This window comes from Sphingomonas sp. Leaf10 (assembly GCF_001421245.1).
In the GTDB taxonomy this organism is placed as follows: domain Bacteria; phylum Pseudomonadota; class Alphaproteobacteria; order Sphingomonadales; family Sphingomonadaceae; genus Sphingomonas.
On sequence record NZ_LMKE01000013.1, the window covers coordinates 1 to 16632 of the forward strand.

The 16632-nt window shown below is 66.5% G+C and carries 14 protein-coding genes; 10 read left to right on the forward strand and 4 right to left on the reverse strand.

What is annotated here, in order from left to right; genetic code table 11:
• Positions 1–31: 31 nt before the first annotated feature.
• The gene (locus tag ASE59_RS10660; RefSeq protein WP_056455911.1) at positions 32–1006 is read right to left on the reverse strand and encodes an SDR family oxidoreductase; all 975 of its coding nucleotides are present in this window, start codon (positions 1004–1006) and stop codon (positions 32–34) included.
• Between the two features lie 93 nt (positions 1007–1099).
• Here ASE59_RS10660 and ASE59_RS10665 point away from each other — a divergent pair, with 93 nt between their 5' ends.
• From ASE59_RS10665 to ASE59_RS10675, 3 genes are all read left to right on the forward strand, one after another.
• Positions 1100–2341 (forward strand): threonine ammonia-lyase, encoded by a 1242-nt coding sequence (locus ASE59_RS10665; RefSeq protein WP_056455913.1) that lies wholly within the window; start codon positions 1100–1102, stop codon positions 2339–2341.
• Between the two features lie 132 nt (positions 2342–2473).
• Complete coding sequence (locus ASE59_RS10670) at positions 2474–3262, forward strand: arginyltransferase (protein WP_056455915.1); 789 nt, start codon at positions 2474–2476, stop codon at positions 3260–3262.
• Entirely contained in the window at positions 3259–3675 is a 417-nt protein-coding gene (locus ASE59_RS10675; RefSeq protein ID WP_056455917.1) for a hypothetical protein, read from the forward strand. The genes ASE59_RS10670 and ASE59_RS10675 overlap by 4 nt, the downstream gene beginning before the upstream one ends.
• A 256-nt stretch (positions 3676–3931) precedes the next feature.
• On the opposite strand, the gene ykgO is transcribed toward ASE59_RS10675, so the two are convergent.
• Positions 3932–4057, reverse strand: a complete 126-nt coding sequence (gene ykgO / locus ASE59_RS10680; RefSeq protein ID WP_055755695.1) for a type B 50S ribosomal protein L36 — start codon at positions 4055–4057, stop codon at positions 3932–3934.
• Between the two features lie 190 nt (positions 4058–4247).
• On the opposite strand from ykgO, the gene ASE59_RS10685 reads away from it, so the two are divergent.
• The 6 genes from ASE59_RS10685 to ASE59_RS10710 all read left to right on the forward strand — a co-directional run bounded on the left by ASE59_RS10685 (position 4248) and on the right by ASE59_RS10710 (position 9345).
• Positions 4248–4862: a DUF4136 domain-containing protein gene (locus ASE59_RS10685; protein WP_056455919.1), complete on the forward strand. Its 615-nt coding sequence runs from the start codon at positions 4248–4250 to the stop codon at positions 4860–4862.
• Positions 4859–5971: a M14-type cytosolic carboxypeptidase gene (locus ASE59_RS10690; protein WP_056455921.1), complete on the forward strand. Its 1113-nt coding sequence runs from the start codon at positions 4859–4861 to the stop codon at positions 5969–5971. Before ASE59_RS10685 ends, ASE59_RS10690 begins: the two co-directional genes overlap by 4 nt.
• Positions 5968–6597, forward strand: coding sequence for a GNAT family N-acetyltransferase (locus ASE59_RS10695; protein ID WP_056455922.1), 630 nt, complete (start codon positions 5968–5970; stop codon positions 6595–6597). Before ASE59_RS10690 ends, ASE59_RS10695 begins: the two co-directional genes overlap by 4 nt.
• Before the next feature lie 36 nt (positions 6598–6633).
• On the forward strand, positions 6634–7320 hold the full coding sequence (gene gpmA / locus ASE59_RS10700) for a 2,3-diphosphoglycerate-dependent phosphoglycerate mutase (RefSeq protein WP_056455924.1): 687 nt from the start codon (positions 6634–6636) through the stop codon (positions 7318–7320).
• Between the two features lie 484 nt (positions 7321–7804).
• On the forward strand, positions 7805–8290 hold the full coding sequence (gene purE, locus ASE59_RS10705; protein ID WP_056455926.1) for a 5-(carboxyamino)imidazole ribonucleotide mutase: 486 nt from the start codon (positions 7805–7807) through the stop codon (positions 8288–8290).
• A complete protein-coding gene (locus ASE59_RS10710; protein ID WP_056455929.1) occupies positions 8287–9345 on the forward strand; it encodes a 5-(carboxyamino)imidazole ribonucleotide synthase in 1059 nt (352 codons plus the stop codon). The genes purE and ASE59_RS10710 overlap by 4 nt, the downstream gene beginning before the upstream one ends.
• A 103-nt stretch (positions 9346–9448) precedes the next feature.
• Here ASE59_RS10710 and ASE59_RS10715 read toward each other — a convergent pair whose 3' ends face one another.
• Positions 9449–11506 carry a S9 family peptidase gene (locus ASE59_RS10715; protein WP_056455931.1) on the reverse strand — a complete coding sequence of 686 codons (2058 nt, stop codon included), beginning with the start codon at positions 11504–11506 and terminating at the stop codon, positions 9449–9451.
• Positions 11507–11591: 85 nt separating this feature from the next.
• Here ASE59_RS10715 and ASE59_RS10720 point away from each other — a divergent pair, with 85 nt between their 5' ends.
• Positions 11592–13391 (forward strand): aminopeptidase P family protein, encoded by a 1800-nt coding sequence (locus tag ASE59_RS10720; RefSeq protein ID WP_056456427.1) that lies wholly within the window; start codon positions 11592–11594, stop codon positions 13389–13391.
• Here the strand turns inward: ASE59_RS10720 and putA are convergent.
• Positions 13380–16475, reverse strand: a complete 3096-nt coding sequence (gene putA, locus ASE59_RS10725; RefSeq protein WP_056455933.1) for a bifunctional proline dehydrogenase/L-glutamate gamma-semialdehyde dehydrogenase PutA — start codon at positions 16473–16475, stop codon at positions 13380–13382. The two genes, ASE59_RS10720 and putA, sit on opposite strands and share 12 nt — an antisense overlap.
• Positions 16476–16632 lie beyond the last annotated feature (157 nt).

Here is a 16632-nt window from a genome sequence, read left to right on the forward strand (position 1 = left end):
AGGGAGGGGAGCAGACACGGTGATGCCACGCTCAGGCCGGCTGCCCACCCCCACCGGTCGCCCCGAAAATCTGCCCGGTCGAAAAGCTGTTCGACGGATCCGCCGCCGAAACATACAGCCCGGCGATCTCCGCCGGCTGCCCCGGCCGCCCCAACGGGCTGCTCTTGCCGAACGTTTGCTGCTTTTCCGGCGTGGCGCCGCCGCTGACCTGCAACGGGGTCCAGAACGGTCCCGGTGCGACCGCATTCACGCGAATGCCCTTGGCCGCCAGTTGCTTGGCCATCGCCTTGGTGAAATTCAGCACCGCTGCCCGCGTCAGCGCATAATCGACGATATCGGGCGAAGGATCGCTCGCCTGTTCGGACGAAGTGTTGATGATGACACCGCCCGCCCCCATCCGCTCGACCGCCGCCTTGGTGAGCCAGAACGGCGCATAGACGTTGGTCTTCATCGTATCGTCGAAATCTTGCGAGGAAATCGACGCGATGTCCGGGCGGGTCTGCTGCCGCGCCGCATTGTTGACGAGAATGTCGAGTCCGCCCAGTTGCGCTGCCGCCTGCTGAACCAATTGCCGGCAAAAGCCTTCGTTGCGCAGGTCGCCGGGAATGGCGACCGCCTTGCGACCCGCCGCGCGGATCAGTTCGACGACTTCGCGCGCATCGGGCTCTTCGGCGGGCAGATAGTTGATCGCGACATCGGCCCCCTCGCGGGCATAGGCGATGGCGGCGGCACGGCCGATGCCGCTGTCGCCGCCGGTGATCAGCGCTTTCTTTCCGGCCAGCCGCCCCGACCCCTTGTAGCTTTGTTCGCCATGGTCGGGGCGCGGGTTCATCTTCGATGCCAGCCCCGGCCACGGCTGGCGCTGCACCGGAAAGGGCGGCTTGGGATAGGCGGCGGCAGCGGCAGTGGTCGGCTTCGTGCCCTGCGCCACGGCGGGGGCAGCGCTGGCGGCCACGCCGGCAAGGGCGGCACCCGCCACGAAGGTTCGGCGATCGGTCTCGGTCATGGTTCGGCTTTCCGGCTGGAGCGATGTCGCTCAAGCAGACGCGCGCCGGGTCGACGGGTTCCCCTTTGGTACCAAATCGGCTACGCGCCCGCGATGGCTACCAACCCGATCGCTCCGCCCGCCCTGCCCCTCACCGTCGACGATGTGCGTCAGGCGGCGATGCGGATTGGCGGCTCGATCGTACGGACGCCGACGCTCATCAGCCGGACGCTGTCCGAACTGACCGGCGCGACCGTCTATCTGAAATTCGAAAACCTGCAATTCACCGCCGCTTACAAGGAACGCGGCGCGCTCAACACCTTGTTGCAGCTCGACGAGGCCACCCGCGCCAAAGGCGTGATCGCCGCCTCGGCCGGCAATCATGCGCAGGGCCTTGCCTATCACGGCAACCGACTCGGCGTGCCGGTGACGATCGTGATGCCGCGCCCGACCCCGACCGTGAAGGTGATGCAGACGCAGAGCCACGGCGCGACCGTGGTGCTGGAGGGTGAGACGTTCGACGCCGCCTATGCCCATGCCCGCAAGCTGGAGGCCGAACAGGGCCTGACCTTCGTCCATCCCTTCGACGACGCCCGCATCATGGCGGGCCAGGGCACCGTCGCGCTCGAAATGCTGGAGGACGTGCCCGACATCGACACGCTGGTCGTGCCGATCGGCGGTGGTGGCCTGATCAGCGGCATAGCAACCGTCGCCCGTGCCGCTCCGCGCGATATCGAAGTCATCGGCGTGCAGGCCGAGCTGTTCCCGTCGATGTACAATCGCCTGCACGGCACCGCGATGGACTGCGCCGGTGACACGCTGGCGGAGGGGATCGCGGTCAAGCAGCCCGGCGGCCTGACCGCGCAGGTCGTGGCCGCGCTGGTCGACGACATCGTGCTGGTCAGCGAACGCCAGCTCGAAGAGGCGGTCAGCCTGCTGGTCCAGATCGAGAAGACCGTGGTCGAGGGTGCCGGCGCCGCCGGCCTCGCCGCGCTGCTCGGTCACGGACAGCGGTTCAAGGGCAAGACCGTCGGCATCGTATTGTGCGGCGGCAATATCGACACCCGGCTGCTCGCCAACGTCCTGCTGCGCGATCTCGCCCGTTCGGGCCGCCTCGCCCGGTTGCGCATCCGCTTGCAGGACCGCCCCGGCGCGCTGTTCCACGTCGCCAAGATCTTCCACGAACACACCGTCAACATCATCGAAGTCTATCACCAGCGCGTCTTCACGACGCTGCCGGCCAAGGGCCTCATCACCGACATCGAATGCGAAACCCGCGACCGCGACCATCTCGACCGCTTGGTCGAAGGGCTTCGTGCGGGCGGTTATGAAGTGAGCACGGTCGAGCTGGCGTAACCACCGCCGACACGTTCCGGAACGGGAAGCGGCAAGATGCCGAATCAATACAAGCCGCTTCCCGTCGGTTAGGATAATCGCCATATCTTCGGCGCTATTCCTGTCCGGCATGAATGATCGAAGGAACCCTGGGTGACCGCGCCGTTTCGTTTCCCCCGCTTCTTCGTCACCTCCCCCGCGCCCTGCCCGTATCTGCCAGGGCGGCAGGAGCGAAAGGTCTTTACCGAACTCAACGGCCCCCATGCCGACGAACTGAACGACGCGCTCGGCCGGATCGGGTTTCGGCGGAGCCAGTCGGTTGCCTATCGCCCCAGTTGCGTCGGGTGCAGCGCCTGCGTCTCGGTCCGGGTCGTCGCCAGCGACTTCACGATGAACGCGACCCAGCGCAAGCTGATGCGCCGCCACGCCGATCTCGACATCCGTGCGTGCAAGCCATGGGCGACCGACGAACAGTTCCGCCTGCTGCGCCGCTATCTGACCGCGCGGCATCCGGGCGGCGGCATGACAGCGATGGACGAAACCGACTTTGCCGACATGGTCGAACATTCGCCGGTCACGTCATGGGTCATCGAATATCGCGAACCGGCCGTCGATGGCGTACCCGGCCGGCTGGTCGGGGCGTGCATCACCGATGAACAGGCCGACGGGCTGTCGATGGTCTACAGCTTCTTCGAAACCGACCCCGAAGCGCGCGCGGGTCTGGGCACGTTCATCATCCTCGACCATATCCGCCGTGCGCGCGCGACCGGCCTGCCCTATGTCTATCTCGGCTATTGGGTGCAGGGATCGCCGCGCATGACCTACAAAACCAAGTTCCGCCCCCTCGAAATCCTGGGACCGGCCGGCTGGACGCTCTTGGACGACGCGACGGCGGCGGCGGCAGCAGCGGTCGGGACAGCCGGTACGGCGATCCCGGCATGATCGTCGCGGTGGTCGCACTGGCCCTCGCCGGACAGCCGGCCCGGCCACCGCTACTCGACCAGCGCCGTATTGACCTGCTGCAATTCGAAGTCCGCCTGCCCGAGGCACTGTCCCCGGTCGAGCGGGCCCGCGCTATCGCGACCTTCGCCGCCGACACCCGCACGATCCGCGCCTGCCCCGATGCTGCGAAGATCGCCGCGCGCTACAAGTCCGACCGGATCTTCTCCGGTACGCTCACCTCGCGCCCCAACGTCCCCTATGCCGCCCTGCCCGCGCCGATCCGCGCCGAACTGGCAACGGTACCGACCGGCCACGCGACCCGTCCCTACGGGTCGGGCAGGGAATTGCGCGTACTGATCGCCTGTTCGGCGCTGAAAGTGGCACCCAACGCCGCATCGCAAGGGACGATTTAAGGCCGATCGACTTTCAGTTCCCTGGACCCGAGACGACTGCTCCATCTCCTATCGTCACTCCCGCGCAGGCGGGAGTCCATATGCGCCAGCGTCACGAATTCAGCCGAAACGTCAGCGGTTATGGATTCCCGCCTACGCGGGAATGACGGAAAGCCTGGCAAACCCGCAACACGAAAAGGCACCCGATCCATCGTGGAAGGGATGCCTTTTCGAATCACCAACCGGCGCAGCCCGATCGGGCCGCACCGACCGCGAATCAGCCCTGGCGGGCCTTGAAGCGGCGGTTGGTCTTGTTGATGACGTAGATACGGCCGCGACGGCGGATCACGCGGTTGTCCCGGTGACGATCCTTGAGCGACTTCAGCGAATTGACGATCTTCATGTCACGGCTCTCAAACGGCAAAAGGGCCGCTCGCACGGCCGGAAAAGAGGCGTTCAGCTATCGCCGACCGCGCCTTTCGTCAAGAGCGGAACGGCGTTCCCGATCGAAACACCAGCGCAATGAACCCGAACGTCGCCGATGCGCGTTGAGCCATTCAGCAATCAGGCGTGTCGTAAGCAAGGTGAGTCGCATGAACAAGGCGTTCGGATTCGGGTTGATGGCCGTTGCGGCAGTACTCGCGTCGGGCTGTACCACCACCGGATCGCGCGTCCGCCCGGTCGACGTCACCCGATTCCACCTCAACCAGCCGGTCGCCCGCGGTACCTTCTCGCTCGAACCGCTGTCGACCAACGGCGTCGTCAGCCCAGAATTCCAGAACTATGCCAATGCGGTCGGGCGCGAGATGGAAAAGCTCGGCTTCGTCCGCGCCGGCACCGGACCGTCCGACCTGATCGTCGCGGTCGGCTTCACCCGCGCCACGCGCGGCTTCGTCGAAAAGCGCCCGCCGGTTTCGATCGGTCTCGGCGCGGGCGGTGGCGGCGGTGGCTGGCGCGGCGGCGGCGTGGGCCTTGGCGGCGGAGTCGGCTTCGGCATCGGCGGCGGTCAGCGCGAAGTCATCGGCACCGAAATGATGGTCCAGATCCGCCGCCGCAGCGACGGCACCACCATCTGGGAAGCGCGCGCCATCACCGATTCGCTGGAGAACACGCCGGGCGCGCAGCCGGTATTCCAGGCGGATCGTCTGGCGAACGCGATGTTCCGCAACTTCCCAGGCGAGTCGGGAATCACTACGACGGTGCGATGAGCATCATCATCAACGCCGCGTTCGACAGCGGCAATATCCGCGTGGTCGGCCGGCAGGGCGACGTGATCGACCTCGAGATCGTCGCCGACCACCTGTCCGACTTCTACCAGTGGTTCCATTTCCGCATCGCTGGTGCACGGGGTCGCACGCTGACCTTCCGCATCGTCAATGCCGGCGGGTCGGCCTATGCGTTCGGCTGGCCCGGCTATCGCACGCGCATGAGCACCGACCGACAGGCATGGCGACAGGTCGACACCGGCTATGACGACGGCGTCCTCACCTTCACCGCGACGATCGACACCGACCTCGCCTGGTTCGCGTATTTCGCGCCCTATACGATGGAGCGTCACGACGATCTGGTCGCGCGCATCGCGGCGCGTCCCGGCGTCGCGCATCGCGAACTCGGCCAGAGCCTCGACGGCCGCGCCATCGATTATCTGACGCTGGGCGACGGCCCGCTGCAAATCTGGGCCTATGCCCGCCAGCATCCCGGCGAATCGATGTGCGAATGGTTCATGGAGGGGCTGCTCGAACGGCTGACCGATCCGTCCGACGCGGTCGCTGCCGACCTGCGCCGGCGCATGACCTTCCACTGCGTGCCCAACATGAACCCCGACGGATCGTATCGCGGCCACCTGCGCACCAACGCGGCGGGGGTGAACCTCAACCGCGAATGGCACGCCCCCTCCCCCGATCGCAGTCCCGAAGTCCTGTGCGTCCGCGACCGCATGGACGAAACCGGCGTCGACATCGCCATCGACGTCCATGGCGACGAAGCGATCCCTGCCAACTTCATCGCCGGCTACGAAGGCATCCCCAACTGGACCGACGACCATGGCGCCCGCTTCACGACCTTCGGCGCGGCATGGGCGGCGGCAACGCCCGAATTCCAGACCAAGCTCGGCTATCCGGTGTCGGCGGCAGGACAGGCGAACCTGTCCATGTCGACCAACCAGCTCGCCAACCGCTTCGGCGCGCTCAGCATGACGCTCGAAATGCCGTTCAAGGACCACGACCCCAATCCCGACCCCGAATTCGGCTGGTCGCCCGAACGATCGAAGCGGCTGGCGCATAGCTGGCTGGAGGTATTGGCGGACTTCACCCGGTGATCGTCCGCGACGGCGGGCTCGACCATCCGGCGACGGCGCAACTGCTGTCGACGCATCTCGCCGACATGCACGCATCGTCGCCGCCGGACAGCGTCTATGCCCTCGACCTGTCCGCCCTTGCGACGCCCGACATCGCGTTCTTCACCGCATGGGAAGGCGACACGCTGCTCGGCTGTGGCGCCCTGCGAAACCTTGGACCGAACGACGTTGGCAAAGTTGAATCTCTCCCCTCTCTGGAAGTGAGGGGTCGGGGGTGGGTAGGCCAGTTGGCGGACGAAACCGTCCCTCACCACCCGACCCACCCCCAGCCCCTCCCTGTCAGGGAGGGGAGCGCATCCGCCGCCCCGCCAGCATCCCGATCGGCCCCCACCAACCGCGAAGGCGAGATCAAATCGATGCGCACCGACCCAGCGGCACGCGGGCGCGGCGTGGCGCAGGCGATTCTCGACCGGATCGTCACCACCGCCCGCGCCGCCGGCATGACGCGGCTCGTGCTCGAAACCGGGACCGGACCGATGTTCGACGCCGCGCACCGCCTGTACGCCCGCAACGGCTTCATGCCCTGCCCTGCATTCGGCGACTATGTCGCGACCGACTTCAACCGGTTCCTCTGCCGCCCGCTTTGAGCTAGGCGCACGCACAACCACAGCAACGGAGGTTTCATGCCCACGCTCGTCCTGATCCGCCACGGCCAGTCCGCCTGGAACCTTGAAAACCGCTTCACCGGCTGGTGGGACGTCGACCTGACCGAAAAGGGCGAGGGCGAGGCCAAGGCGGCGGGTGAGCTGCTCGCCGAAAAGGGCCATGATTTCGACGTCTGCTTCACCAGTTTCCAGACGCGCGCGATCAAGACGCTGAACCTCGCGTTGGAGGCGATGGGCCGGTTGTGGCTGCCGGTCGAAAAGGACTGGCGCCTGAACGAGCGCCATTATGGCGGGCTGACCGGCCTCGACAAGGCGGAGACGGCGGCTAAGCACGGCGACGAACAGGTCAAGATCTGGCGCCGCAGCTTCGACGTGCCGCCGCCGCTGCCCGAAGCCGACAGCCCGTGGGATCTGTCGACCGATCGTCGCTATGCCGGCATCGACATTCCCCGGACCGAAAGCCTGAAGGACACGATCGACCGCGTCCTCCCCCATTGGGAAAGCCGCATCGCCCCCGAACTGAAGGCGGGCAAGCGCGTCCTGATCTCTGCGCACGGCAACTCGCTGCGCGCGCTGGTCAAGCATCTGTCGGGCATCCCCGATGACGAGATCACCGGCCTCGAAATCCCGACCGGCCAGCCGATCGTGTACGAACTGGCGGACGACCTCACGCCGACCGACCGCTATTATCTCAGCGAGCGGTAAGAGGACTTTCGCTCACTGCTCTCCCCCCCGTTCGGTTCGAACAGCTTCGAGCTTGTCGAGAAGCGTCCGTCGAGAACGCCCCGTTTGGGGCAACCCCTTCTCGACTTCGGTTCTCGGCAGGCTCGAACCTGCGCTCGAAGCAAACGGCGGAATGATTCAGACGGTGAGGATGAGTCAGCATGTGCGACGTGGGCGTAGTAGGTCGGACACAAACCCCTTTCCTACCCGTCCCACCACTGCCAAACTCCCCGCCGGCCCCTCGCCCGGCCTGCGCTCTTTGACACTGCCGCAGCGCCCTCCACGCAAACAGCGCACGAGTGTGAACTTAGTGAACTTTGGCCTCGAACGCGCCGACGCGACAAAGCGCCATTAGTGTGAACTTCGTGAACTTTGCCCCTGAATATGCCCGTACGGCATCCTTACGCTTGCCCTGTTCACACCCCTTGCCTAAGCAGCGCCCTCCCCCAAGCGTTACGGGCAGACAATGAACGACGCACCATCGGTCGGCATCATCATGGGCAGCACTTCCGACTGGGAGACGATGCGCCACGCCGCCGAAACCCTGACCAAGCTCGGCGTACCCCATGAGACCAAGGTCGTCTCCGCGCACCGCACCCCGGCACGGCTGGTCGACTATGCGACGAACGCGGTCGGACGTGGCCTGAAGGTCGTGATCGCCGGTGCGGGCGGTGCTGCCCATCTCCCCGGCATGGTCGCGTCGATGACCCGCCTGCCGGTGCTGGGTGTACCGGTCGAATCACATGCGTTGAAGGGCATGGATAGCCTGCTCTCGATCGTGCAGATGCCCGGCGGCGTGCCGGTCGGTACGCTGGCGATCGGCAAGGCGGGGGCGATCAACGCCGGCCTGCTTGCCGCCTCGATCCTCGCCACCGCCGACGATGCTTTGGCCGATCGGCTCGACGCCTGGCGCACCGCGCAGACCGACGGCGTGGCGATCGACCCGCAATGACCCCGCTGCCCCCCGGATCGACGATCGGCATCATCGGATCGGGCCAGCTCGGCCGGATGATCGGCGTGGCCGCCGCGCAGCTCGGCTACCGCATCCATGTCTATGCCCCCGACAGCGGCCCGGCCAACGACATCGCCTTCGCCCACAGCCGCGGCGACTATGACGATATCGACGCGCTGCGCGCCTTCGCGCGACAGGTCGACGTCGTCACCTACGAGTTCGAGAACATCGCCGCCGCCCCGATCGAGGCGCTCGGCGACAAGGTCCGCCCCTCGGCCCGCTCGCTTGCCGTCGCGCAGGACCGCGTCCGCGAAAAGAGCTTCGTCGAGGCGCTGGGCGGCCGTCCGGCCCGCTGGGCCGAAGTCCCCGACCGCGCGTCGCTGGACGATGCGATCCGCACCGTAGGCTGCCCGGCGGTGCTCAAGACCACCCGCTTCGGCTATGACGGCAAGGGGCAGGCGCGACTGATGTCGGCCGACGATGCCAGCGCGGCATGGCTGGCGATCGGCGGCGGTCCCGCGATCCTCGAAGCGTTCGTCGACTTCGATCAGGAATTCTCGGTCGTCCTCTCTCGCGGGATCGATGGCGCGGTCGCGCTCTACCCGCCGCCCGCCAATGTCCACAAGGACGGCATCCTCGACACCTCGACCGTCCCCGCTCCATCGATCGAACCCTGGCGTGCCGAGGCCGAAGCGCTGGCGTGCAAGGTCGCCGACGCGCTCGACCATGTCGGCGTGCTGACCCTCGAATTCTTTTGCGGCGGTGACGGCGCGGTCTTTAACGAAATGGCCCCGCGCGTTCACAATTCGGGACACTGGACGATCGAGGGTGCCGAAACCTCGCAGTTCGAAAACCATGTCCGCGCCGTGCTCGGCCTGCCGCTCGGCGGCACCGACCTGACGGCATCGCGTGTCGAGATGACCAACCTGATCGGCGACGATGTCGATCAATGGCTGGCACTGCTGACCGAACCCGGCGCGCATCTCCACCTCTACGGTAAGAACGAAGCCCGCCCCGGCCGCAAGATGGGTCATGTGACCAGGGTGGAACGCTAAAAATCCTCCCCGCTCCGCGGGGAGGGGGACCAGCGAAGCTGGTGGAGGGGGGTGTCCACACGCGGATCGTTCGCGGCACTCCCCCTCCCCGTGCCGGGAAGGATTACCCCTCCACCCCCAACTGCCACAGCACGAACGCCATCTCCTCGGCCGCTTCCCGCAGCGACTCCCACCGCCCCGATTTGCCGCCATGGCCCGCGCCCATATTGGTCTTTAGCAGCAGCACATTGTCGTCGGTCTTGACGCTGCGCAGCCGCGCCGCCCACTTCGCCGGCTCCCAATAGGTCACGCGCGGATCGTTCAGCCCGCCCGAAATGAACACCGGCGGATAGGCTTGCGCACTCACATTATCATAGGGCGAGTAGGACCGGATCAGTTCGAACGCCGCCTTGTCCTCGATCGGATTGCCCCATTCGGGCCATTCGCCGGGCGTCAGCGGCAGACTGTCGTCGAGCATGGTATTCAGCACGTCGACGAACGGCACGCTCGCCACCACCGCGCCCCATAGCTCGGGGTCGGAGTTCATCACCGCCCCCATCAACTCGCCGCCCGCCGATCCGCCGGCGATCGCGATCCTGCCCGTGTCGGTGAAGCCCAGCTCGATCAGCCCCTTCGCCACATCAACGAAGTCGTTGAAGGTATTGGTCCGCTTCTCCAGCTTGCCGTCCAGATACCATTGCTGGCCCAGATCGTCGCCGCCCCGGATATGGGCGATGGCGAACGCCATGCCGCGGTCGAGGAACGACATGCGGCTGGTCGAGAAGCCCGGCGGGATCGCATAGCCATAGGCGCCATAGCTGTAGAGATAGAGCTTGCCCGTCCCGTCGCGTGGGAAGTCCTTCGGGTACACCACCGAACACGGGATCGCCGTCCCGTCGCGCGCGGTAATGTGCAGCCGCTCGGTCGCGTACTTGTCCGGATCATAGCCCGACGGGATCGTCTGCACCTTGCGCACGGTCAGTTCACCGCTCGCCACGTCATAGTCGTAGACGGTGCCCGGCGTGACCATCGATTCATAGCCGAGCCGCAGGGTGTCGACGTCATACTCCGGATTGTCGCCTAGCCCGACGACGAAGCTCGCCTCGGGAAACGCGATCGGGCGCGCCGGGCCGCCCGCATAATCGTGCAGCCTTATCTGGTCCAACCCGTCCAGCCGCCCCTCGACCACGAACAGCTTCGCAAAGGTCGTGACCCCGGTCATGTAGAACTGCGGGTCGGCGGGAATCAGTTCCTGCCAGTCATCGGGCCGCTCCAGCGATGCGGTCGCCAGCCGGAAGTTCGGATGGGTGTCGTTGGTGTGGATGAACAGCGTCCCTTCATGCTCCTCCACATCATATTCGACATGCTCCTCGCGCGCCCGGACCAGGATCGGTTCGGCGGTCGGATCATCGGCCGGGATCAACCGCACCTCGCTGGTGACGTGGTCACCCGCCGAAATGACCAGGAAGCGCCGCGACTGGGTCTCGCCGACCGACACGCGCCAGCCCTCATCGGCCTCGTGATACAGTTCGACATCCTGCTCGACCGGGGTGCCGATGCGGTGCAACCGGGCATTGTCGGTCCGCCACTGTTCGTTGGCGAGGCCGTAGAGAAACCCGCTCGAATCCGCCGTCCACACCAACTCCGACAGCGTGCCCGGAATGACATCCGCCAGCAGTTCGCCGGTCGTCAGATCCTTGACCCGCGCCTCGAAACGCTCGCCACCATCATCGTCGATCGCATAGGCGAGCAGCCGCCCGTCGGGGCTGACCGACAATGCGCCCAGCCGGAAATATTCCTTGCCCTTCGCCAGCGCCGGTTCGTCGAGGATAAGTTCGTCGGCACCGCCCGCCACCGGCTTGCGCCACCAGCGGCGGTATTCCCCGCCGGTCTCGAAATCGGACCAATACCACCAGTCGCCGTCGCGCTGCGGCACGGTCGCGTCGTCTTCCTTGATCCGTGCCCGCATCTCGGCGAACAGCGTATCGATCAGGGGCTGATGCGGCGTCATCACCGCATCGAAATAGTCGTTCTCCGCCTTCAGATAGGCGAGCACGTCCGCATCCTCGACGGTCGGATAGTTCGGGTCGCGCAGCCACGCCCATGGGTCATCGACCACGATGCCATGGCGTTCGAAGGTGTGGGCACGTTGTTCGGCGATCGGCGGAATAGGCTTGGTCATAGGACGCCCATGTGGGGCGAGCCGCAGCGGAAGTCGAGTTCACTTGTGCTTTTGCCGCGCGGTCGTGGCTGGTAACGACACCACCATGACGAACCATAGCGACCGCCTGTCCGCCCTTCGCGCCCATCTCGCCACGCTGAACCTCACCGGGTTCGTCGTGCCGCTGACCGACGAACATATGTCCGAATATGTCGGCGACTATGCCCAGCGCCTCGCCTGGCTGACCGGGTTCAAGGGGTCGGCCGGCAGCGCGGTGGTGCTGCGCGATGCGGCGGCGATGTTCACCGACGGCCGCTACACGCTGCAGGTCCGCGAACAGGTCGATGCCAGCGACTGGCAGTTCGTGCAGGTGCCGGCGACGTCGATGACCGACTGGCTGCGCGGCGCGGTGCAGGCCGGCGACCGGATCGGCTATGATCCGTGGCTGGCGACGATCGACTGGGTCGCGTCCGCCGGGGCGGCGCTGGCTGATGCCGGCGGCGAACTGGTCGCGGTCGATGCCAACCCGATCGATGCGCTGTGGCTCGACCGCCCCGCCCCCTCGCCCGCGCCGTTGTGCGTGCAGGAGTATGCGCTGACCGGCCGCACCTCCGCCGAAAAGCGTTCGGCGATCGGCGAATGGCTGGCCGAGCGGCGGGCGGATGCGGTGATCCTGTCGGCACTCGATTCGATTGCGTGGACCTTCAACGTACGCGGCACCGATGTCGCGCATACCCCGGTCGCGCTGAGCTATGCCATCGTTCATGCCGACGGTACCGCCGAACTATTCGCGGCACCGGGCAAGGTCGGCGACGATGTCGTCCGTCACCTTGGCAACGCGGTGACCGTGCGGTCGATGAACGCGTTCAAGGATGCACTCCGCCAGTTCGCGGGCAAGCGCGTAGCCGCCGATCCCGACCGCGCGGTGGCGGCGATCCACGAAACACTGCGGAAGGGGGGCGCGACGATCGTCGCCGAACGCGACCCGACCGTGCTGGCAAAGGCGATCAAGAACCCGGTCGAGATCGCCGGCCACGCCGCGGCACAGGCGCGCGACGGCGCGGCGATGGTCCGCTTCCTGAAATGGTTCGAGGAAACCGCGCCGTCTGGTACGCTGACCGAATTGTCGGCATCCGACCGGCTGGAGGCGATCCGCGCCGAAACCGGACTGCTGCGCGATCTATCGTTCGATACGATCAGCGCGACCGGCGCCCACGCCGCCAGCCCGCATTACAAGGCAACCGTGGAGAGCAACGCCGCGATCCTGCCCGGCCAGCTCTATCTGATCGACTCCGGCGGACAATATGCCGATGGCACCACCGATATCACCCGTGTCATGCCGGTCGGGGCGGTGACGGACGAGATGCGCGACCGCTTCACCCGGGTGCTGAAAGGGCATATCGCCATCGACACCGTGATTTTTCCCGACGGTACGCTAGGCGGGCATATCGACGGCTTCGCGCGACGGCCGCTCTGGGAGGCAGGTCTCGATTATGCCCATGGCACCGGTCATGGCATCGGCGCGTATCTGTCGGTGCATGAAGGGCCGCAGCGGATCGGCGCGCCCAATTATCCGGGCGGCGGGCCGATGGAGCGGCTGCGCGCCGGCATGATGCTGTCGAACGAGCCGGGTTACTACAAGGCGGGCGAATACGGGATCCGCATCGAGAACCTGTTGCTGGTGGTCGAGCGCGACATAGCCGGCGGTGACCTGCCGATGCTCGGGTTCGAAACGCTGACCTTCGTGCCGATCGAGCGGACGCTGATCGTGCCGACGCTGCTGACCGACGCCGAGCGGGCGTGGATCGACGCCTATCACGCCCGCGTCGCCGACCTGCTGACGCCGCTGCTCGACCTCGAGACAGCGGCGTGGGTCGCGGCGAAGTGTGCGCCGTTACAGGTTTAGTAGCGCAGGGTCGCCGCCCTTCGCCATGATGTTGATCGACGTCGACCGTTCGGCGGCATAGCGCAGCAGCGCTTCGGGGCCGCCGGCCTTCGGACCGGTGCCCGACAGCCCTTCGCCGCCGAACGGCTGTACGCCGACGACCGCACCGATGATCGAGCGGTTGACGTACACGTTGCCCGCCGGGACCAGCGCCGCGACTTCCTCGGCAAAGCGGTCGATACGGCTGTGGATGCCGAGCGTCAGGCCATAGCCGCGTGCCGCCAGCCTGCCCGCGACGTTCGGCAGGTCGGCACGGTCGTAGCGATAGACGTGCAGCACCGGGCCGAACACCTCGCGTTCGAGGAAGTCGGGGCTGGGCACTTCAGCGATGACCGGCGCGAAATAGGTGCCGCGTGCGTCCCAGCCGCGCGCATCGGCGCGGAACAGGATTTTCGCTTCGCGTTCAAGCCGTTCGATATGAGCGTTCAGCGCGTTCCGGGCATCGGTGTCGATTACCGGGCCGATATCGGTCGCTGGATCGGACGGGTCGCCCAGCACCATGCAGCCCGCCGCGCCGACCAGCGTCTCGATCACCGCATCGGCGGTATCCTTCGGCAGATACAGAAGGCGCAGCGCCGAGCAACGCTGTCCGGCCGAACCGAAGGCGGACAGCAGCACGTCGTCGACCACCTGTTCGCGCAGCGCGCTGGTGTCGACGAACAGGCCGTTCAGTCCTCCGGTTTCGGCGATGAACGGCAGGATCGGGCCGTTGCGGTTGGCCAGCGTGCGGTTGATCGACCACGCGGTGTCGGTGCCGCCGGTAAAGGCGACGCCGGCGATTGCCGGGTGCGCTACCAGCGCCGCGCCAACCTCCGCCCCCTCGCCCGGCAGCAGCGCCAGCAGGTCGGGATCGAGGCCTGCGGCATGGAATAGCCGGACGGCTTCATAAGCGATCAGAGGGGTTTGCTCGGCGGGCTTGGCGAGGACGGCGTTGCCGGCGGCGAGCGCGGCGGCGACCTGTCCGGTGAAGATCGCGAGCGGGAAATTCCATGGGGAGATACAGACGAAGACGCCGCGGCCATGGAGTTCGATCTGGTTCACCTCGCCCACGGGGCCGGGCAGCACGGTCGGGCCGGCGAAGCGGGTTTCAGCCAAGAGCGCGTAATAGCGGCAGAAATCGATCGCCTCTCGGACCTCGGCGACGGCGTCGTTCAGCGTCTTGCCGGCTTCGGCGGAGAGGATGGCGATGAAGCGGTCCATCTGCGCATCGAGGGCGTCGGCCATGGCGCGCAGGACCTTGCCGCGACCGACCCCGCCAAGGGCGTTCCAGCGGGGTTGGGCGGTGCGGGCGAGGGTTGCCGCATGATCGATTTCGCTGCGCGTAGCGGGGCTTACCGAGCCGATGGTGCGGCTGTGGTCGACCGGGCTGACCATAGGCGCGGCACCGGTGCCGGGGGTCGATTTTCCGCCGATCAGGGGGGTGGCGTGGATGTTGGCGAAGGTGTCACGTACCGATGCCGCCCGGGACCGGACCGAGGCGATGGAATAGTCGCGGCCAAGGGGGTTGGCGCGGCCGGGATAGATGTCGAATGGTGACGGGAGGCGCGGATGTTGACGCGGGGTTGCCGCGACCGCTGCAACGGGGTCGGCGACGAGCGTCGTTGCCGGCACTTCCTCGTCCAGCAGCGCGTTGACGAAGCTGCTGTTCGCGCCATTTTCGAGCAGGCGGCGGACCAGATAGGGGAGCAGTTCCTCATGCCCGCCGACCGGTGCATAGGCACGTAAAATCAGCTTGTTATTGCCGGTTCCTGACGCGGCGCGGTAAAGCCCCTCGCCCATGCCGTGCAGGCGTTGATGCTCGATCGTGACGCCGGCGCGCGTCGCCATGTGCCGCACCGCCATCAGGCTGTGCGCGTTATGCGTCGCGAATTGCGGATAGAGGGCGGGCGCGGCGGCGATCAACTTGTGCGCGCAGACCAGATAGGACAGGTCGGTCGCGGCCTTCGACGTGAACACCGGATAGCCTGGATGGCCGGCGATCTGCGCGCGCTTGACCTCGCTGTCCCAATAGGCACCCTTGACCAGCCGGACCATGATCCGCCGCCCGGTATCACGCGCCAGCCGCTCCAGCCCGTCGATAACGCCGCGCGCCCGCTTGCCATAAGCCTGCACGACGACGCCGAGACCGGTCCAGTCGCCCAGTCCGCTCTTGCGCGCCAACCGGTCGATCAGCTTCAGCGACAGCGCCAGCCGGTCGGCCTCCTCGGCATCGATTGCGAGGTTCAGGTTATGGCGGGCACCGATCAGCGCCAGACGCTTCATGCGGGGATACAGGTCGGCGAAGACGTCGTCCTCGCGCACCGCTTCATAGCGGGGACAGAGCGCCGACAGCTTGACCGAAACGCCATGCCCCTGTTCGGGGATGCTACCCGGCGCGCGGGCATTGCCGACCGCGTCGATCGCGGCAGCGTAGATGCGTTCGTAGCGATCGGCATCTTCGGGGGTCCGCGCCCCTTCCCCCAGCATGTCGAACGAACAGAGATAGCCTTCCTTCGCGGCCCGCTTCAGCGCGGCGTCGATGGTGGCCCCCAGCACGAACTGATCGCCCATGATGCCGACGGCGGCGGCCAGCGCACGGCGGATGACCGGTTCGCCCAACCGCCCGGCCAGCCGCCGGATCGTCTCACCGATGCCCGCCGGACCTTCGTCGCCGACCAGCTTGCCGGTCAGCGTCAGCCCGATGGTCGAGGCATTGACGAACAGGCTGGACGATTGCCCCAGATGCGCCGCCCAATCGGCGGTGCCGACCTTTTCGGCGATCAGCCGGTCGCGGGTTGCGGCGTCGGGGGTGCGCAGCAACGCTTCGGCCAAGCACATCAGCGCCAGCCCTTCCTGCGTACCGAGCGAGAATTGCTGGAGAAAACCTTCGACTACGCCGGGTTTGGCGGCGGCGGCGCGGGTGCGCTCGACCAGCTTCGCCGCCTTGTCGACGATCTCGCTGCGATCGGACTGGGTCAGCGGCACCTGTGCCAGCAATTGCGGCAACAGGACGCTTTCGTCGGTGAACTTGTCGGCGTCCAGGGCGTCCCAATCGATCGCGGGCATTCGTCTCTCCGTTTGGCGGTTCCCTCGGTATATCGTGGGTTGTGGCGAAGGTGCTTCGTATGTTTTCGGTGGCGTGCGAAGCTTTTCTGGTTTTTTAGCGGCTTCCCTCGTACATCTTCATTGGCAAGCCCCTCCCTGGCAGGGGGTCGATCGCTGC